Origin of the sequence: Micromonospora sp. NPDC050695 (assembly GCF_040654415.1) — a bacterium.
In the GTDB taxonomy this organism is placed as follows: domain Bacteria; phylum Actinomycetota; class Actinomycetes; order Mycobacteriales; family Micromonosporaceae; genus Micromonospora.
Window position 1 is genome coordinate 1 of record NZ_JBFAHZ010000035.1, and the last position, 17,147, is coordinate 17,147.

Sequence of the window (17,147 nt, forward strand, 5' to 3'; positions counted from 1 at the left end):
GCCAAGGGGGAAAACGGCGGGCAGGGTGTGAGCACCTCGTCCGGCGCTGCACAAACAAGGGGGAAAGTTTGGGGGCCTGCGAGCCCGGGGGCTCGCGGCGCCGGTGTCGGCGGCCTACCAAGCCGGGGGGCTCGGGGCGCCGGGACCGGGTGTAACGACCGGCTGCCGGGGGTCATTCCCCGGGGCCGCCCGGTCGGGCTGGCGGCCGTGGTCCTGCGATCGTCAGGGTGTGTAACGACCCCCGGCCAGCCACCATTCCGCCGCCCGGGTGCGGCCGGTCACAGCCCATAAACCCCCACTACCGGACAAACCACCCACCCCGACAGCCCAGCGCACACAGTTGCGCTCGGCGACCCGATACGGGACGTGAAGTGACGGATCGGCACGGCGCGGGCGCGGCGTGAGCGCGGTGCCGGATTCGGGTCGTCGCGGGTGATCGACGGGCGGTGATATCCGGGATTGGGATACCGGCAAAAGCCTAGGATCGGGCAAGAGACCAGAGGAGGTCGGCATGACCGCAGCGATGGAGATGCCCCGGGTCCAGGAGTGTGTGGTCGCGGCGTGCGCGTACAACCAGTCGGGTGACTGCCACGCCTTCGCGATCACGATCGGCAGCATGGATCACGCGCACTGCCACACCTTCGTCGAGTCGCCCGTCCGAGGTGGCGTGGACGGCCTCACCGCCCAGGTGGGTGCCTGCCAGCGTTCCGACTGTCAGCACAACGAGCAGCTGGAGTGCCACGCGTCGTCGATCCGGGTCGGGCCGGACAACGACATGGCCGACTGCATGACGTACGCGGGCCGGCGAGGCTGACCGGCGGGATCAGGGCAGGTCGTTGGCCTGCCGGATGACCGTCACCAGGTCGTCGATGATGCCGGTGAGGGCGAAGTCCTTCGGGGTGAAGATCCGCGCCACTCCGGCCGCCCGCAGCGTGTCGGCGTCGCCGGCCGGGATGATGCCGCCCACCACCACCGGCAGGTCGCCCCGGCCGGCGGCGCGGAGCCCGTCGAGCACCGCCGGCACGGCGGCCAGATGCGAGCCGGACAGCACGGAGAGCCCGACCAGGTCGACGTCCTCCTCGACGGCGGCGGCGACGATCTGCCCGGCGGTCAGCCGGATGCCCTGGTAGACGACCTCGAAGCCGGCGTCGCGGGCGCGTACCGCGATCTGCTCGGCGCCGTTGGAGTGCCCGTCGAGGCCGGGCTTGCCGACCAACAGCCGCAGCCGCCCGCTGCCCAACTCGCGGGCGGTGGCGGTGACCCGCTCACGGACCACGGCGAGCCCCGGATCTCCGCCGGTCCCGGTGGCGCCGGCGAGACCGGTCGGTGCCCGGTACTCGCCGAAGACCTGGCGCAGCGCGCCGGCCCACTCGCCGGTGGTCACCCCGGCCCGCACGCACTCCAGGGTGGCCGGCATCAGGTTCGTGGTGGTCGCGGCGTCCGCGCGGAGCCGGGCCAGGGCCGCGTCGACGGCCGCCGCGTCCCGATCGGCCCGCCACCGGTGTACGGCGTCCGCGGCGGCGGCCTCGACCGCGGGGTCGACCTGCTCGACCGCCTCCGCCCCGGCGGCGGTCAGCGGGGACACCTCGGTCTCGGCGAAGCGGTTGACCCCGACCACCACGTCGGCGCCGGACTCGATCCGACGACGACGTTCGGCCAGCGAGGCGACCAGCGCGCTCTTGAGGTAGCCGGTCTCCACGGCGGCCACCACACCGCCCAGCTCCAGCACCTTGTCCAGCTCGACCCGCGCCCCGGTGACGATCTCGTCGACCAGCGCGGTCATCACGTGCGAGCCGGCGAAGAGGTCGGGGTACTCGAGCAGGTCCGACTCGTACGCCAGGACCTGCTGCATCCGCAGCGACCACTGCTGGTCCCAGGGGCGGGGCAGACCGAGCGCCTCGTTCCAGGCGGGCAGTTGCACGGCGCGGGCCCGGGCGTCGCGGGACAGCGTCACGCCGAGCATCTCCAGCACGATGCGCTGGATGTTGTTCTCCGGCTGCGCCTCGGTCAGGCCGAGCGAGTTGACCTGCACGCCGTAGCGGAACCGGCGCTGCCGGGCGTCGGTGACCCCGTAGCGGTCCCGGGTGATCTCGTCCCAGAGCGCGCCGAACGCGCGCATCTTGGCGATCTCCTCGACGAAGCGCACGCCGGCGTTGACAAAGAAGGAGATCCGCTGCACCACGTCGCCCATCCGCTCGGCGGGGACCTGACCGGAGTCGCGGACCGCGTCGAGGACGGCGACGGCGGTGGCCAGCGCGAACCCGACCTCCTGCACGGGCGTGGCGCCGGCCTCCTGGAGGTGGTACGAGCAGATGTTGACCGGGTTCCACCGGGGCATCTCCCGCAGCGTGTACGCGACCACGTCGGCGGTGAACCGCAGGGATGCCGCCGGCGGGAAGATGTACGTCCCCCGGGACAGGTACTCCTTGATGATGTCGTTCTGGGTGGTGCCGGCGCAGCGGGCCAGCTCCGCGTTCTGCTCCAGCCCGACGGTGCCGTAGAGGGCCAGCAGCCACATGGCCGGAGCGTTGATGGTCATCGAGGTGTTCATCTCGGCGAGCGGTATGCCGTCGAACAGCGCCCGCATGTCCCCGAGGTGGGCCACCGGCACCCCGACCCGGCCGACCTCGCCGGTGGCCAGCTCGTGGTCCGGGTCGTACCCGGTCTGGGTGGGTAGGTCGAAGGCGACCGAGAGACCGGTCTGCCCCTTCGCCAGGTTGCGCCGGAAGAGGGCGTTGGTGGCGGTGGCCGACGAGTGGCCGGCGTAGGTGCGCATCACCCACGGGCGGTCCCGCTCGGGCAGCCGCCCGGATGCCGTCTCATCCATGGCCGGAGTCTAAGTTACCGTTCAGTAAAACGGGTTGTGGAAAACCACACAGGTCCATGTCGCGGACGTCCGGGTGCGAAGCACGCGCAGTGGCGCGGACCGCCACACCCCGGGGCAACAGGCTTGCCAGCCAGGACGCACACTGGACGTCATGGATGACGAGCTGGCCATCTCCGTCCGAGGGCTGCGCAAGGCGTACGGCGAGAACGTGGCCGTGGCGGGCGTGGATCTCGACGTCCGCCGCGGTGAGGTGTTCGCGTTGCTCGGCCCGAACGGCGCCGGCAAGACCACCACGGTGGAGATCCTGGAGGGCTACCGTCGCCGGGACGCCGGTGAGGTCACCGTCCTCGGCGCGGACCCGGCCCAGCCGGACGCGGGCTGGCGCTCCCGGGTCGGCATCGTCCTCCAGGGCACCGGCGAGTTCGACGAGCTGACCGTGGCCGAGGTGATCCGGCACTTCTCCGGCTTCTACCCGGACGCCGACGACCCGGACAAGGTGATCGAACGGGTCGGGCTGGCCGGCAAGGCGAAGGCCCGCACGCACACGCTCTCCGGCGGGCAGAAGCGCCGCCTCGACGTGGCGCTGGGCATCATCGGCCGCCCCGAGCTGCTCTTCCTCGACGAGCCGACCACCGGTTTCGACCCGGAGGCCCGCCGCGAGTTCTGGGAGCTGATCCGTGACCTCGCCGCGGCCGGCACCACCATCGTGCTCACCACCCACTACCTGGACGAGGCGGAGGCCCTCGCGGACCGGGTCGGCGTGATCGCCGGCGGCCGGCTGGTCGAGGTCGCCGCACCGAACCGGCTCGGCAACCGGCAGGAAGCCCTCGCGACGGTCTCCTGGCGTACCCCGGAAGGGACGGTGGAGAGTGCGCAGAGCGCGACGCCGACGGCCCTGGTGGCCGACCTGGCCGCACGCTACGGCGGCGAGGTCCCGGGGCTCACCGTGACCCGGCCGACCCTGGAGGACGTCTACCTCACCATGATCGGACACGCGCGATGACGACCACGACGAAGCCGGCGACGCCGGTCGCCGCCACCGGAGGCCGCCGGCCGGGCGCCGGCACGCTCGCCCTGCGCCAGGGCCGACTGGAGATCACCCAGTTCCTGCGCAGCCGGGAGTCCGTGGTCTTCACGATGGGTTTCCCCATCATCATGATCCTGATCTTCGCGTCGATCTTCAGCGGTGAGATCGGCGGCGGGGTCAAGTTCACCCAGTACTTCATCACCGGCATGATCGCGACCGGCCTGATGACGGTGAGCTTCCAGAACCTCGGGATCTGGATCCCGATCGAGCGCGACCGGGGCGTGCTGAAGCGCTACCGGGGCACGCCGATGCCCAAGTGGGTGTGGTTCGCCGGCAAGGTGCTCATGGTGGTGGTGATCGGTATCGCCGAGACCGCGCTGCTGCTGGCCGTCGCCGTGGCGCTGTTCGACCTCGACCTGCCGGGCACCGCCGCGAGGTGGTTCACCTTCGGCTGGGTCGCCGTGCTCGGCGTGACCGCCTGCACCCTGTGCGGCATCGCCATCTCCTCGCTGGCCCGCACCGCCCGCAGCGGCTCGGCCGTGGTCACCCCGGTCGCCCTGGTGCTCCAGTTCATCTCCGGGGTGTTCTTCGTGTTCACCAGCCTGCCCACCTGGATGCAGCAGGTCGCCGCGTTGTTTCCGCTCAAGTGGATGTGCCAGGGGCTGCGGGCGGTCTTCCTGCCGGAGAGCTTCGGCGCCCAGGAGCCGGGCGGCTCGTTCGAGCTGGGTCGGGTCGCGCTGGTGCTGGGCCTGTGGTGCGTGATCGGCCTGGTGCTCTGCCTGACGACGTTCCGCTGGACCACCAAGCGCGACGGTTGAGCGGCCGACCGGGGCGGAATGGCCGCCCCGGTCGCCGTGGCTCAGTACGTGTAGAAGCCCTTGCCGGTCTTGCGGCCCAGGTCGCCGGCCGTGACCATGCGCTGGAGCAGCTCCGGCGGGAAGAACTTCTCGTCGGCCGTGTCGGTGTAGATGTTCTTCGAGGCGTGCAGCAGCACGTCCACCCCGGTCAGGTCGGTGGTGGCCAGCGGACCCATGGCGTGCCCGAAGCCCAGCCGGCAGGCGGTGTCCAGATCCTCGGCGGACACCACGCCCGACTCGACCAGCTTGACGGCCTCCATCACCAGGGCGGAGATCAGCCGGGTCGTGACGAAGCCGGCGATGTCCCGGTTGACCACGACGACCGTCTTGCCGATCTCCTCGGCGAAGGCCCGCGCGGTGCCCAGCGTGGCGTCGCTGGTCTTGTAGCCACGGACCAGCTCGCAGAGCTGCATCATCGGCACCGGGGAGAAGAAGTGGGTGCCGACGACCGCCTCGGGCCGTTCGGTGACCGCGGCGATCTGGGTGACCGGGATGGCCGACGTGTTGGTGGCGAGCACCGCGTCGGCCTTGCAGATCTTGTCGAGGGCGCGGAACACCTCGTGCTTGATCTCCAACCGCTCGAAGACCGCCTCGACGACGATGTCCGCGTCCGCCGCCGCCTCCAGGTCGGTGGTCGGGGTGATCCGCGCGAGGGTCGCCTCGACCTCGGACGCCTCGATCCTGCCCTTCTCGGCGAACTTCTCCAGCGACTTCCGGATGCCGCCGAGCCCTCGGGTGGTGGCCGCGTCGTCCAGGTCGCGTAGCGTCACCTGCCAGCCCGCCTGCGCCGCCACCTGGGCGATGCCGGAGCCCATCAGCCCGGCCCCGACGACCGCGAGTCGACCCGCCATCTACTTCTCCCTCGCTGCGATTGAGTGCCTGCCCTGCACCCTAGTCGGCGAGCCTGAACGACGGCTAAGCCCGGTCGGCGTCAGATCTCCAGCGACGGCTCCTCCGGGGTGGTGCCCCGCTCGACCGCCACCCCGAGCGCCCGCAGGTCGGCCACGAAGTCCGGGTAACCCCGGTCGACGTGGTGCACGTGGGAGACCTCGGTGGCCCCGTCCGCGCACAGCCCGGCGATGATCAGCCCGGCCCCGGCCCGGATGTCGGTGGCCCGCACCGGCGCACCGGACAGCCGGTCCCGACCCCGGACCACCGCGTGGTGCCCGTCGGTCTTGATGTCGGCGCCGAGCCGCATCATCTCGTTGGCGAACATGAACCGGCCGTCGAAGATGTTCTCGGTGATCAGCGAGGCGCCGTCGCTGACCGCGGCCAGCCCGATCGCCATCGGCAGCAGATCGGTGGCGAAGCCGGGGTACGGCAGGGTCACCACGTCCACCGCCCGGGGCCGCTCGTCCATCCGTACCCGGAAGCCGTCCCCGCGGGTCTCCACCAGGCCGCCGGCCGCGACGACCTTGTCCAGCGCGACCTCCAGGAAGGCCGGGTCCAGACCGGTCACGGTCACGTCTCCCCGGGTCATGGCGGCGCCGAACGCCCAGGTGCCGGCGACGATCCGGTCCCCCACCGTGGCGTGGCGCACCGGGCGCAGCCCGGGCACCCCGGTGATCCGCAGGGTGGACGTGCCGGCGCCGGAGATCCGCGCGCCCATCTGGCTGAGCATGGTGCAGATGTCGACGATCTCCGGCTCGCGGGCCGCGTTGTCGATCATCGTGGTGCCCTGGGCGAGCACCGCCGCCATCACCAGGTTCTCGGTCGCGCCCACGCTGGGGAAGTCCAGCACGATGTCCGCGCCGCGCAACCCGTGCGGGGCGGAGGCGATGACGAACCCGTGCTCACCGGAGATCTCCGCGCCCATCCGGGTCAGCCCCGAGATGTGCATGTCCAGCCCCCGGGAGCCGATCGCGTCACCGCCGGGGTGGGCGACCCGCACGTAGCCTCGGCGGGCCAGCAGGGGGCCGAGCACGCAGATCGACGCGCGCAGCCGGCGGACCAGGTCATAGTCCGCGTCCGCGCCGGGTTCCTCGGGTACGTCGATGGTCACCGAACGGGACCGGGCTACGCCTCCTCGGGCGACCATCGGGTCGACCGGGTCGTCCGCGTCGAACCGGACGTCGCAGCCCAGCCGCCGCAGGACCTCACCCATGATCGCGATGTCGGTGATCCTGGGGACGTTGGTGATGACGCTGCGGCCCGGGGCGAGCAGCGCGGCGGCCATCAGTTTCAACGCCGAGTTCTTGGCACCCACCACGTGCACGGTGCCGGCCAGCCGGGCCCCACCGCAGATCCGGATGACGTCGACGTCGGTGACCGCCGGATCACCGGCGTCGCCAGGGCCCACCACCGCCGGCCAGGCGGTGGTATCCGGCCGAGCCGGGATCGTCAGGTCCGGTATCCGTAGGCTGTGCGTCATGGCCGTCCACCTCACGCGCATCTACACCAAGGCCGGCGACGCCGGCATGACCAGGCTGAGCAACAACGAGCAGGTGCCGAAGACCGATCCCCGGATCGCCGCGTACGCCGATGTCGACGAGTGCAACGCGGCGATCGGTGTCGCGCTGGCCCTGGGCCAACTCGACGAGGAACTGCGGGGCGTGCTGGGGTCGGTGCAGAACGACCTGTTCGACGTCGGCGCCGACCTGTCCACCCCGGTCGAGCCGGACCCGAAGTACCCGCCGCTGCGGGTGACCGAGGAGTACGTCGAGCGCCTGGAGGGCTGGTGCGACGAGTACAACGCACGCCTGAGCAAGCTCGACTCCTTCATCCTCCCCGGCGGCACCGCGGGTGCGGCACTGCTGCACGTGGCGCGTACCACGGCCCGGCGTGCGGAACGAGCGGCGTGGGCGCTGGTCAGCCACGATCCGGACCGGACCAGCCCGCTCCCGGCAAAGTATCTCAACCGGCTCTCCGATCTGCTCTTTATCCTGTCAAGAACGGCAAATCCGGCGGGAGATGTGCTATGGGTGCCGGGCGGTGAGCGCTGAGCGTCGGTGGGCTGCACCACGTCGAGGTGTGGGTTCCCGATCTCGCCGCCGCCACGCGTAGTTGGGGCTGGCTCCTCGGCGAGTTGGGCTGGACGCCCTACCAGGACTGGCCAGCGGGCCGCTCCTGGCGTCTGGGAGAAGCGGAGCCCGCCCGGCACAGGGATCAAGCCTGACCGCCCGGAGCCGGGTGGGCTCCCTCGGAAACCCCGACAGCGAGCACAGAAAGGCGGATCAGGCAGCCGGCCAGTCCTGGGAGGCCATACGCGGCGAGACCGCCCCCGGAGGGGCGGCCTCGAGCCAGGAGAGGAAGCCGGTCACTGTCGACCGCGCCATGGCGATCTCCACCGGTGCGTGGTGACTGGTACACCGGAGGATCACCCAGTCGGCCGGCATGGAGAGCCGTTCCTGCCCTTCGGGCAACCGCCGGCGCTCGACCGCCAGGGTCTTGCGGGAGAGGACCCGCTTGGGTCGGAGCGCGAAGCTGAACATCCGGTACCAGCGCAGCTCGTCACCGGCGAAGCGACCGAAGCCGGGCGACCAGCCACGGCCGTCGAGCACTGTGGTGACCCGGACGCTGAGCCGGATGATGCCACCGCTGCGGGTGACCACGGCCCGTCGGACGAAGAGGATGAGAAGCGCGGCGAGGACGACGGCGACGCCGATCCCGATCCCTTCGACGATATCCATCCCCGGTATGGCTCAGCGGCTCGGTGCGGAAACCGGGGTCGCGCTCTCGGCCAGCACGGTGACGCCGTCGGCGCTCACCGAGAGGAAGCCGCCGGCCACCTCGTAGGCGACCTGCTCACCGCCGGCCAGCTTGATGCGCACCTGGCCGGGCTCGGCGAGCTGGCCGAGCAGCGGCGCGTGCCCAGGCAGGACACCGAGCTCACCCTCGGTCGTCCGGGCGACGACCATCTCGGCGTCACCGGACCAGACCTTCTCCTCGACGGCGACGAGCTCGACGTGAAGCTGCTGTGCCACGCTGTCTCCTTGCTGCGGCGGCGGATTGCCGAAAGTCTAGCCTGACGCCTCGCCGCGCCCAACGCGGGTGGGAGAACAGGACGCCGACTACTTGGTCTTGTTCAGAAAGTCCGGGTGCTCCAGCAGGAACGGATCGAGCTGCTCGCTGTGCAGCGCGGTGAAGAAATCGGTGACGCCCGGCTGGAACTGCTCGCCCTTGTACGCCTTGCCTTCGAAGACCCCGCCACCGGGGAGTTTGATCATCTGGATGGTGTTCGGCCGGATGTCCTTCAGTGCCAGCCCAAAGTCGACCACGCTGTTACCCCGGCCGTTGAAGATCAGCGACTGGCCGGCGGCCCGGAGGACCTTGTCCAGTTTGATCGGGTTGGCCACGACGTCGGCACCGAACGCCTGACCCACCATCGCCTTGACGAACTGCTGCTGGTGGCGCTGCCGGCCGTAGTCGGAATCCGGGACGCCGTTCTTCGGGTACCGCTGCCGGACGTAGTCCAGCGCCTGCCACCCCTTGAGGTGGTGGTTGCCCTTCTTGTAGAGCGCCTGCGGGCCGATGTAGCCCTCGCCGCGCGGGTTACCGGGCCGCGGACTGCCGTCTGGCTGCTTGTGCTCGGATTTCACGTCCCGCTCGACGTACATGTCGACGCCACCCATGGCGTCGACGATCTTCTGGAAGCCGGTGAAGTTGATGATCGCGCCGGCGTCGAACCGCTTGATGCCGGTCACGTTCTGCACCGTGGTGGCCAGCAGCTCGAAACCCCGGGCCGCGTCGGGGTTCTTGCCAGGCACCTGACTGCCGAACGACATCGCGGCATTGATCTTGGTCTTCTCGCCGGAGAAGTTGGCCTTCTTGAACGGCGGAATCTGCACGTAGAGATCACGTGGCAGCGAGAACAGGTAGGCCCGGTCCATCGACGCGGGCACGTGCAGCACCATGATCGAGTCCGCCAGTGGCGCCGCCGTCGGCGTACGCGGGTCGATGCCGACCAGGAGGATGTTGAGCGGACCCTTGATGTCGCTCTTCTTCTCCTTGGCGCCGGCGGCCTGGTCGCCGAAGAGGTCGGCCTTGCCGACCGCGCCCTCGTAGCGGGCCATCAGCACCTCGGTGCCGACCAGCGCCGCGCCGCTGAGCACGGTCAGCACGGTGCCGAACACCGTGCAGATCCTGGCCCAGCGTGGCACGCCCCGCCACACGGACTTCCTGCGGCCACTCTTGCCGGCCTTACCCACGAGCATCTCCGTTCGTTACGCCCACGAGGGGAAGACGGGCGCACGTCGCCGAAAGGTTGCAAAGATGAACGCGCGTTCACGTGAGCGCGCGGATCGACCGTAGCTCGGGGGACTTGACAGCGACGACCACGAGTAACGGACCGCGACGACGATAGGGCGTGAAGATGAACAAAAGACTGCCCCGGCATTGCCGGGGCAGTCTTTTGATGACGAATCCGATGGGGGCTTGTCAGCCCTTCATCAGCTCCTCAGCCTTGCGCTCCAGGTCCTCGAGACCGCCGCACATGAAGAACGCCTGCTCGGGGAAGTGGTCGTACTCACCCTCGCTGATCTTGCGGAACGCCTCGATGGTCTCCTTGATCGGGACCGTCGAACCCGGCACGCCGGTGAACTGCTCCGCAGCGTAGGTGTTCTGCGAGAGGAAGCGCTCGATCCGCCGCGCGCGCTGCACGGTGATCTTGTCTTCCTCGGAGAGCTCCTCGATGCCGAGGATGGCGATGATGTCCTGCAGGTCGCGGTAGCGCTGCAGGATCCGCTTCACCTCGGTGGCGACCTGGAAGTGCTCCTGGCCGACGAACTCCGGGGCGAGAATCCGGGACGAGGACGCCAGCGGGTCCACGGCCGGGTAGATGCCCTTGTCGGAGATCGACCGCTCCAGGTTGGTGGTCGCGTCCAGGTGGGCGAACGTGGTGGCCGGGGCGGGGTCGGTGTAGTCGTCCGCCGGCACGTAGATCGCCTGCATGGAGGTGATGGCCTGGCCCCGGACGGACGTGATCCGCTCCTGGAGCTCGCCCATCTCGTCGGCCAGGGTCGGCTGGTAACCCACCGCGCTCGGCATGCGGCCGAGCAGGGTGGAGACCTCCGAGCCGGCCTGGGTGAAGCGGAAGATGTTGTCGATGAAGAGCAGCACCTCCTGCTTCTTCACGTCGCGGAAGTACTCCGCCATGGTCAGCGCGGAGAGCGCCACCCGCAGACGGGTGCCCGGCGGCTCGTCCATCTGGCCGTAGACCAGCGCGGTCTTGTCGATGACGCCGGACTCGGTCATCTCGGCGATGAGGTCGTTGCCCTCACGGGTGCGCTCACCCACGCCGGCGAACACCGAGGTACCACCGAAGTTGCGGGCAACCCGGGTGATCATCTCCTGGATGAGCACCGTCTTGCCCACGCCCGCGCCGCCGAACAGGCCGATCTTGCCGCCCTTGACGTACGGGGCGAGCAGGTCGATGACCTTGATGCCGGTCTCCAGCATCTCCGTCTTCGGCTCCAGGTCGGCGAAGGCCGGGGCCTTACGGTGGATGCCCCACCGGTCGTCGGCCTGGATCGTCTCGCCCTCGGTGAGGTTGAGGCACTCGCCGATCGCGTTGAACACGTGGCCCTTGACCGCGTCGCCCACCGGAACGGTGATCGGCTCGCCGCGGTCCTGCACCTCCGCGCCACGGACCAGACCGTCCGTCGGCTGCATCGAGATGGCGCGGACCAGGTTGTCACCCAGGTGCTGGGCGACCTCCAGGGTCAGCGTCTTCTCACCGCCGGACAGGTTCACCTTGACGTTCAGAGCGTTGAAAAGGGCCGGCATGGCGTCGCGCGGGAACTCGGCGTCGACGACCGGGCCGATGACCCGGACCACGCGACCCGTGGCCGTCTTGGTCTCTACTGGGGCAGTCATCACACTTCACTTCCCGACGCGGCCAGCGCGTTGGCGCCGCCGACGATCTCGCTGATCTCCTGGGTGATCCCGGCCTGCCGGGCCGAGTTCATCTCACGCGTGTACTTGTCGATCATCTCTTCGGCATTGTCGGTGGCGCTCTTCATCGCCCGCCGACGCGACGCCGACTCACTCGCCGCCGACTCGATCAACGCCGCGTAGATCCGCGTGTTGATGTACCTCGGCAGCAGCGCGTCGAGCAGCGCCTCCGCCTCCGGCTCGAACTCGTACGCCGGCAGCAGCCCCTCGGAGCGCGGCCGGTCCTCCACCTGCATCGGACCGATGACCTTGGTGACCGGGGTCTGCGTCATCAGCGAGTGGAACTCGGTGTAGACGATGTGCAACTCGTCGACACCCAGCACACCGTCCGCGCCGGCACCACCGTCGAGGTCATCCGCACCGGCCGTGAACGCCTTGATCAGCGTCTCACCCACGGTACGGGCGTCCTCGAACGACGGCTGCTCGCTGAACCCGGTCCAGTTCGCCTCGATCGGCCGGTCGCGGAACCGGTAGTACCCGACGCCCTTACGCCCGATGACGTAGAGCACCGGCTCCTTGCCGTCCGACTTGAGCCGCGCGATCAGCGACTCGGCCATCCTGATCGCGTTCGAGCTGTAACCACCGGCCAGGCCACGGTCGCTGGTGACCAACAGGACGCCCGCCCGCCGCACCCGCTCACGCGGGGTGAGCAGCGGGTGGTCGATCCGCGCGTTGGACGCCAGCGCCGTGAGCACACCGGTGATGGCCTGGGCGTACGGCAGGGACGCCTGCACCCGGGCCTGGGCCTTGGCGATCCGGCTCGTCGCCACGAGCTCCATCGCCTTGGTGATCTTCTTCATCGACTTCGCCGAGCGGATCCGTTGACGAAGAACGCGTACCTGGGCCGCCATCAGATCAGCTCTCGGCCGGGCGGTCGGTCGAGCCGTCGCGGAAGCGGGTCACCGTCTCGCGGTTCTCGTCGCCCTCGAGCGGCGCGGCCGGCGCGTCGTTGACCTTGCGCTCGTCGGCCTTGCCGAGGAAGACCTGCTTGAACTCGGTGATCGCCGCCTCCAGGGAGCCGATGATGTCATCGTTCCACTGGTTGTCGGCGATCCCGGCCAGCACACCCTCGTGCTTGTGCCGCAGGTACTGGAGGAACTCCGCCTCGAAGCGCCGGACCTCACCCACCGGGATGTCGTCCAGCTTGCCCTCGACGCCGGCCCAGACCGAGACGACCTCCTGCTCCACCGGGAACGGCGAGTAGTTCGGCTGCTTGAGCAGCTCGACGAGGCGGACACCACGGTCCAGCTGCGCCCGGGAGGCGCGGTCCAGGTCGGAGGCGAAGGCGGCGAAGGCCTCCAGCTCGCGGTACTGGGCCAGGTTGAGCCGCAGCGAGCCGGCGACCTTACGCATCGGCTTCACCTGCGCGGCGCCACCGACCCGGGAGACCGAGGTACCGACGTTGATGGCCGGACGGACGCCCTGGTTGAACAGGTCCGTCTCCAGGAAGATCTGGCCGTCGGTGATCGAGATGACGTTGGTCGGGATGAAGGCCGAGATGTCGTTGGCCTTCGTCTCGATGATCGGCAGACCGGTCATCGAGCCGCCACCCAGCTCGTCGGAGAGCTTCGCGCAACGCTCCAGCAGGCGGGAGTGCAGGTAGAAGACGTCACCCGGGTACGCCTCACGGCCCGGCGGGCGACGCAGCAGCAGCGACACGGCCCGGTACGCCTCGGCCTGCTTGCTCAGGTCGTCGAAGACGATCAGGACGTGCTTGCCGCCGTACATCCAGTGCTGCCCGATGGACGAGCCGGTGTACGGGGCCAGGTACTTGAAGCCGGCCGGGTCGGAGGCCGGGGAGGCGACGATGGTGGTGTACTCCATCGCGCCCGCCTCCTCCAGCTGCCCCTTGATCGAGGCGATCGTGGAGGCCTTCTGGCCGATGGCGACGTAGATGCAGCGGACCTGCTTCTTCGGGTCGCCGGTACGCCAGTTGTCCCGCTGGTTGAGGATGGCGTCCAGGGCGACCGTGGTCTTGCCGGTCTTCCGGTCACCGATGATCAGCTGCCGCTGACCCCGACCGATCGGGGTCATGGCGTCGATCGCCTTGATGCCGGTCTGCAGCGGCTCGAACACCGACTGGCGGGACATCACGTTCGGAGCCTGCAGCTCCAGCTCGCGGAAGCCCTCGTTGGCGATGTCGCCAAGCCCGTCGATCGGCTGGCCGAGGGCGTCGACCACGCGGCCGAGGAAGGCGTCGCCCACCGGAACGGACAGCACCCGCTCGGTGCGCTTGACGCGCTGCCCCTCCTCCAGCTTGGCGGAGTCACCGAGAACGACGACACCGATCTCCCGGACGTCGAGGTTCAACGCCACGCCGAGCGTGCCGTCCTCGAACTCCAGGAGCTCGTTGGTCATGGTCGAGGGCAGGCCCTCGACGTGGGCGATGCCGTCGCCGGTGTCGGCGACGGTGCCGACCTCCTCGCGGGAGACGTCGGACGAGTAGGAAGAGACGTAGCGCTCCAGGGCGCCGCGGATCTCCTCCGTCGAGATGGTCAGCTCGGCCATCCTCTGCTTCCTTAAAATTCAGGGGCCCGGGATACCTAGTACCGACCGGTCCGAATGGCGTCTGTCATTCAGGGCGCTGTGCGATCCAGCCGCCCCGGAGCGGGGCGGCGGAGCCGCTCAGCCACTGGGCGGCGAAGCCACCGCATTGCTGGGCGGCGGAGCCGCTCAGCGCTTCGCGAGCGCGTTGCGGGTCTCGTTGAGGCGGCGCAGGATGGTGCCGTCGTACAGGTCGGACCCGACCCGCACGCTCACGCCACCCAGGACGTGGGGGTCGACCGTCTGCTTGACGGAGACCTCTCGACCGTATATCGCGCTGAGGCTCGCACCCAGCCGACGCTCGTCCTCGTCACTCAACGGGGCCGCGACGGTCACATACGCCACCTGCCGGTCGCGCCGCTCGGCGGCGAGCTCCACCAGCCGGGTGAGCGCCCCGGTGAAGGAGCGTCCCCCGAACCCGCCCAACGCCACCTCGACGAGGCGGACGGTGACCGGGCGGGCCTTGTCGGCGAGCAGCTCGCGAGCCAGGGTGGCCCGCTGCTCGACCGGGGCGACCGGGTCGGCCAGCGTGTTGCTCAACGCCGACTGACCCGACACGACCTGGCCGAAGCGGAACAGCTCGTCCTCGACCTCGCCCAGCTCGCCGGCCTTGTCGGCACTGGCGAGCAGTGCCTCCACGCCGAGGCGCTCGGCGCCGTCGAGCAACTCCGACGGTGCCGACCAACGGCCGGAAACCAGTACCACGAGCAGGTCAAGTGCGTCGGCGCCGATCCGACCGCCCAGCATGTCGCCGAGCAGGGCACCCCGGTCCTCGCCGAAGCGGGCCGGCTCGGACAGCGCCCGCCGCAGCCGCGGCTCGCGCCGCAGCAGGGCCGCCACGGAGAGGATGGCGTCGGCGGTGGAGGTCACCGCCGACGGCTCCGCGCCGCGGACGTACGCGTCGAGGCGCTCGGCCGCGACCTTGTACGACTCCCGGCTGGCGGCCTGCATCAGCGGGCCCCCGTGCTCTCGAGGCCGCTCAGGAACCGGTCGACGGTGCCCTTGCGCCGCGCCTCGTCGGCCAGCGACTCACCGACGATCTTGCTGGCCAGGTCCACCGCGATGGTGCCGACCTCGGCACGCAGCTCACGCACGATGGTGGCCCGCTCGGCGGCGAGCTGGTCCTTGCCGGCCTGGATGACCCGGTCGGACTCTTCCCGCGCCTTGGCGAGGATGTCCTGCCGGATGCCCTCGGCGTCGGCCCGAGCGTCGTCACGGATCTTGGCGGCGTCGGTCCGGGCCTCGGCGAGTTGGGCACGGTACTGCTCGAGCAGCTGGTTCGCCTCGGCCTGGGCGGCCTCGGCGCGCTTGATGCCGCCCTCGATCGCGTCGACCCGAGCCTGGAACGTCTGCTCCATGCGCGGGAAGACGAACTTCATCAGCACGAAGCAGAGCACGGCGAAGGCGACCGAACCAACCACGATCTCCTGCCAGAGCGGGATGATCGGGTTGTGGGTCGACTCACCACCCTCAGCGGCGAGGAAAAGCATGGTTACCTCCCGGTCTAGGGGCGGGATCAGCCGGCCCAGATGAAGCCGAAGGCGATGCCCAGCAGCGCCAGCGCCTCGATGACGGCGAAGCCGATCCAGACGTACGGCAGGGTCATCCGCGACGACTCCGGCTGGCGGGCGGTCGACTGGATGTAGGCGGCGAAGACCAGGCCAACGCCGATGCCCGGGCCGATGGCCGCGAGGCCGTAGCCGATGGCGGCGGTGCTGCCCTCTACCGCGGCGAGAACGCTAGCGTCCATTGGTGTGGTTCCTCCTGGTTATCACGCGTGACTCTCACGCGGGACGACAACGGTTGGTGCGGTGGATCAGTGCTCGTCGGCGAGCGCGCCCTGCACGTAGCTGGCGGTGAGGACGGTGAAGACGTATGCCTGCAGGCAGATCACCAGGAACTCCAGGAAGGTGAGCGCGATGGTCATCACCCAGGAGAGCACCGAGACCGGGGCCAGCCAGGCGTTGGCGCTCAGCATCGCGAAACCGCCGAGCGTGAAGACCAGCAGGAGCATGTGACCGGCGAACATGTTCGCGAAGAGACGAACCGCGAGCGAGAACGGCCGGACGATGAAGGTCGAGAACAGCTCGATCGGGATCAGCAGCGGCAGGATGTACCACGGTGCCGGCGGGATCAGCGAGTTCTTGAAGTACTTGACGAAGCCGTGCTTCTTGATGCCGATGTAGTTGAACAGCACGTAGCTGATGATCGCGAGGATCGCCGGGAAGGCGATGTGCGAGTTCGGCGAGATCTGGAAGAACGGGATGATCGCGAACGCGTTCGTCAGCAGCACGAAGCAGAAGAGCGTCGTGAAGTAGGGGGCGAACCGCACACCCGCGTGCCCGATCATGTCGACCGCGATGTTGTTGCGCACGAAGCCGTAGATCGACTCGGCGAACCACTGCTTCTTGGTCGGCACCAACTGCGGGTTCCGGTAGGTCGCCAGGAAGAAGATGATCAGGACGCCGACCGCGATCCAGACCATCGCCGTGATCTTGGTGAACCAGATTGAGTCGTGGTCATTCCACGGCAGGATGCTGGGCAGGTAGAAGTCGTCCACCGTGGGTGGGAATGCCGCCTGGCCCGCTGCCAGAACGTTCGCCTGTCCGAACACCGCGTCCCTTCCTAAGTAGGCGTGCCGAGTCGGCGGACGACCAGGATGATGCCCCCAGCCATGCCGAGCACGACGCCGATCCCGGTGGCGACGCCGCCGGTGTCGAGCCACTGGTCAATCAGCCAGCCGATGAAACCCCACACGAGCATCCCTCCGATGAGGTAGCTGAGCGCGGTCCAACCCTGACCGGCACCGGACGGAATGTCGTCCGGTTCACCGGCGGGACGGGGGGTTTGGTCACCAGCCATGACGGGGCGAACGATATCAGCCGGGAAGACGAGGCTGTGCCTCACCCCCCGCACAACCGTCGTTGTGTGGGCATCTCGGAGGCGCCGTCGTCTGTGGGCACGCTACTCCCCTTCCGCCCGTCGGTGAATGACCGGAGGC

At 69.4% G+C, this 17,147-nt stretch carries 18 protein-coding genes; 4 read left to right on the forward strand and 14 right to left on the reverse strand.

Going from position 1 to position 17,147, the window contains the following annotated elements; translation table 11 throughout:
* Positions 1-511: 511 nt before the first annotated feature.
* Complete coding sequence (locus tag AB0H52_RS22740) at positions 512-814, forward strand: DUF1540 domain-containing protein (protein ID WP_151491397.1); 303 nt, start codon at positions 512-514, stop codon at positions 812-814.
* A gap of 9 nt (positions 815-823) precedes the next feature.
* On the opposite strand, the gene AB0H52_RS22745 is transcribed toward AB0H52_RS22740, so the two are convergent.
* The gene (locus AB0H52_RS22745) at positions 824-2,827 is read right to left on the reverse strand and encodes a protein meaA (protein ID WP_357949803.1); all 2,004 of its coding nucleotides are present in this window, start codon (positions 2,825-2,827) and stop codon (positions 824-826) included.
* Positions 2,828-2,978: 151 nt separating this feature from the next.
* Here AB0H52_RS22745 and AB0H52_RS22750 point away from each other — a divergent pair, with 151 nt between their 5' ends.
* The gene (locus tag AB0H52_RS22750) at positions 2,979-3,830 is read left to right on the forward strand and encodes an ABC transporter ATP-binding protein (RefSeq protein WP_357949806.1); all 852 of its coding nucleotides are present in this window, start codon (positions 2,979-2,981) and stop codon (positions 3,828-3,830) included.
* Positions 3,827-4,672, forward strand: a complete 846-nt coding sequence (locus AB0H52_RS22755; protein WP_357949809.1) for an ABC transporter permease — start codon at positions 3,827-3,829, stop codon at positions 4,670-4,672. The genes AB0H52_RS22750 and AB0H52_RS22755 overlap by 4 nt, the downstream gene beginning before the upstream one ends.
* A 41-nt stretch (positions 4,673-4,713) precedes the next feature.
* Here AB0H52_RS22755 and AB0H52_RS22760 read toward each other — a convergent pair whose 3' ends face one another.
* Positions 4,714-5,562 (reverse strand): 3-hydroxyacyl-CoA dehydrogenase family protein, encoded by an 849-nt coding sequence (locus AB0H52_RS22760; RefSeq protein WP_357949811.1) that lies wholly within the window; start codon positions 5,560-5,562, stop codon positions 4,714-4,716.
* Between the two features lie 80 nt (positions 5,563-5,642).
* Positions 5,643-7,082: a UDP-N-acetylglucosamine 1-carboxyvinyltransferase gene (gene murA, locus AB0H52_RS22765; protein WP_151491392.1), complete on the reverse strand. Its 1,440-nt coding sequence runs from the start codon at positions 7,080-7,082 to the stop codon at positions 5,643-5,645.
* Between murA and AB0H52_RS22770 the strand changes: the two genes are divergently transcribed.
* Complete coding sequence (locus AB0H52_RS22770; RefSeq protein ID WP_151491391.1) at positions 7,081-7,653, forward strand: cob(I)yrinic acid a,c-diamide adenosyltransferase; 573 nt, start codon at positions 7,081-7,083, stop codon at positions 7,651-7,653. The two genes, murA and AB0H52_RS22770, sit on opposite strands and share 2 nt — an antisense overlap.
* Positions 7,654-7,884: 231 nt before the next feature.
* Here AB0H52_RS22770 and AB0H52_RS22775 read toward each other — a convergent pair whose 3' ends face one another.
* From AB0H52_RS22775 to AB0H52_RS22825, 11 genes are all read right to left on the reverse strand, one after another.
* Positions 7,885-8,340, reverse strand: a complete 456-nt coding sequence (locus AB0H52_RS22775; RefSeq protein WP_151491390.1) for a DUF2550 domain-containing protein — start codon at positions 8,338-8,340, stop codon at positions 7,885-7,887.
* A gap of 12 nt (positions 8,341-8,352) precedes the next feature.
* On the reverse strand, positions 8,353-8,634 hold the full coding sequence (locus AB0H52_RS22780) for a F0F1 ATP synthase subunit epsilon (protein WP_151491389.1): 282 nt from the start codon (positions 8,632-8,634) through the stop codon (positions 8,353-8,355).
* 87 nt (positions 8,635-8,721) lie between these two features.
* Positions 8,722-9,864, reverse strand: a complete 1,143-nt coding sequence (locus AB0H52_RS22785) for an LCP family protein (protein ID WP_151491388.1) — start codon at positions 9,862-9,864, stop codon at positions 8,722-8,724.
* Between the two features lie 223 nt (positions 9,865-10,087).
* Complete coding sequence (gene atpD, locus AB0H52_RS22790) at positions 10,088-11,524, reverse strand: F0F1 ATP synthase subunit beta (RefSeq protein WP_139582683.1); 1,437 nt, start codon at positions 11,522-11,524, stop codon at positions 10,088-10,090.
* Entirely contained in the window at positions 11,524-12,453 is a 930-nt protein-coding gene (locus AB0H52_RS22795; protein ID WP_151491387.1) for a F0F1 ATP synthase subunit gamma, read from the reverse strand. Before AB0H52_RS22795 ends, atpD begins: the two co-directional genes overlap by 1 nt.
* A 4-nt stretch (positions 12,454-12,457) precedes the next feature.
* The gene (gene atpA, locus AB0H52_RS22800; RefSeq protein WP_151491386.1) at positions 12,458-14,110 is read right to left on the reverse strand and encodes a F0F1 ATP synthase subunit alpha; all 1,653 of its coding nucleotides are present in this window, start codon (positions 14,108-14,110) and stop codon (positions 12,458-12,460) included.
* 165 nt (positions 14,111-14,275) lie between these two features.
* A complete protein-coding gene (locus tag AB0H52_RS22805) occupies positions 14,276-15,097 on the reverse strand; it encodes a F0F1 ATP synthase subunit delta (RefSeq protein WP_357949818.1) in 822 nt (273 codons plus the stop codon).
* Positions 15,097-15,636, reverse strand: a complete 540-nt coding sequence (locus AB0H52_RS22810; RefSeq protein ID WP_151491384.1) for a F0F1 ATP synthase subunit B — start codon at positions 15,634-15,636, stop codon at positions 15,097-15,099. Before AB0H52_RS22810 ends, AB0H52_RS22805 begins: the two co-directional genes overlap by 1 nt.
* A gap of 26 nt (positions 15,637-15,662) precedes the next feature.
* Positions 15,663-15,896, reverse strand: a complete 234-nt coding sequence (locus AB0H52_RS22815) for an ATP synthase F0 subunit C (RefSeq protein WP_030488047.1) — start codon at positions 15,894-15,896, stop codon at positions 15,663-15,665.
* Positions 15,897-15,962: 66 nt separating this feature from the next.
* The gene (gene atpB / locus AB0H52_RS22820) at positions 15,963-16,760 is read right to left on the reverse strand and encodes a F0F1 ATP synthase subunit A (protein ID WP_151491383.1); all 798 of its coding nucleotides are present in this window, start codon (positions 16,758-16,760) and stop codon (positions 15,963-15,965) included.
* Positions 16,761-16,771: 11 nt separating this feature from the next.
* Positions 16,772-17,008, reverse strand: a complete 237-nt coding sequence (locus tag AB0H52_RS22825) for an AtpZ/AtpI family protein (protein WP_088951984.1) — start codon at positions 17,006-17,008, stop codon at positions 16,772-16,774.
* Positions 17,009-17,147: the final 139 nt, after the last annotated feature.

Excerpts from the sequence above, each read along its gene's own strand:
- AB0H52_RS22795 (WP_151491387.1), bottom strand. The coding sequence starts at position 12,453 with ATGGCGGCCCAGGTACGCGTTCTTCGTCAACGGATCCGCTCGGCGAAG.
- AB0H52_RS22750 (WP_357949806.1), top strand. The coding sequence starts at position 2,979 with ATGGATGACGAGCTGGCCATCTCCGTCCGAGGGCTGCGCAAGGCGTAC.
- AB0H52_RS22815 (WP_030488047.1), bottom strand. The coding sequence starts at position 15,896 with ATGGACGCTAGCGTTCTCGCCGCGGTAGAGGGCAGCACCGCCGCCATC.
- atpD (WP_139582683.1), bottom strand. The coding sequence starts at position 11,524 with ATGACTGCCCCAGTAGAGACCAAGACGGCCACGGGTCGCGTGGTCCGG.
- AB0H52_RS22740 (WP_151491397.1), top strand. The coding sequence starts at position 512 with ATGACCGCAGCGATGGAGATGCCCCGGGTCCAGGAGTGTGTGGTCGCG.
- AB0H52_RS22745 (WP_357949803.1), bottom strand. The coding sequence starts at position 2,827 with ATGGATGAGACGGCATCCGGGCGGCTGCCCGAGCGGGACCGCCCGTGG.
- AB0H52_RS22755 (WP_357949809.1), top strand. The coding sequence starts at position 3,827 with ATGACGACCACGACGAAGCCGGCGACGCCGGTCGCCGCCACCGGAGGC.
- atpA (WP_151491386.1), bottom strand. The coding sequence starts at position 14,110 with ATGGCCGAGCTGACCATCTCGACGGAGGAGATCCGCGGCGCCCTGGAG.
- AB0H52_RS22775 (WP_151491390.1), bottom strand. The coding sequence starts at position 8,340 with ATGGATATCGTCGAAGGGATCGGGATCGGCGTCGCCGTCGTCCTCGCC.
- AB0H52_RS22770 (WP_151491391.1), top strand. The coding sequence starts at position 7,081 with ATGGCCGTCCACCTCACGCGCATCTACACCAAGGCCGGCGACGCCGGC.
- AB0H52_RS22760 (WP_357949811.1), bottom strand. The coding sequence starts at position 5,562 with ATGGCGGGTCGACTCGCGGTCGTCGGGGCCGGGCTGATGGGCTCCGGC.
- AB0H52_RS22810 (WP_151491384.1), bottom strand. The coding sequence starts at position 15,636 with ATGCTTTTCCTCGCCGCTGAGGGTGGTGAGTCGACCCACAACCCGATC.
- murA (WP_151491392.1), bottom strand. The coding sequence starts at position 7,082 with ATGACGCACAGCCTACGGATACCGGACCTGACGATCCCGGCTCGGCCG.
- AB0H52_RS22805 (WP_357949818.1), bottom strand. The coding sequence starts at position 15,097 with ATGCAGGCCGCCAGCCGGGAGTCGTACAAGGTCGCGGCCGAGCGCCTC.
- AB0H52_RS22785 (WP_151491388.1), bottom strand. The coding sequence starts at position 9,864 with ATGCTCGTGGGTAAGGCCGGCAAGAGTGGCCGCAGGAAGTCCGTGTGG.
- AB0H52_RS22825 (WP_088951984.1), bottom strand. The coding sequence starts at position 17,008 with ATGGCTGGTGACCAAACCCCCCGTCCCGCCGGTGAACCGGACGACATT.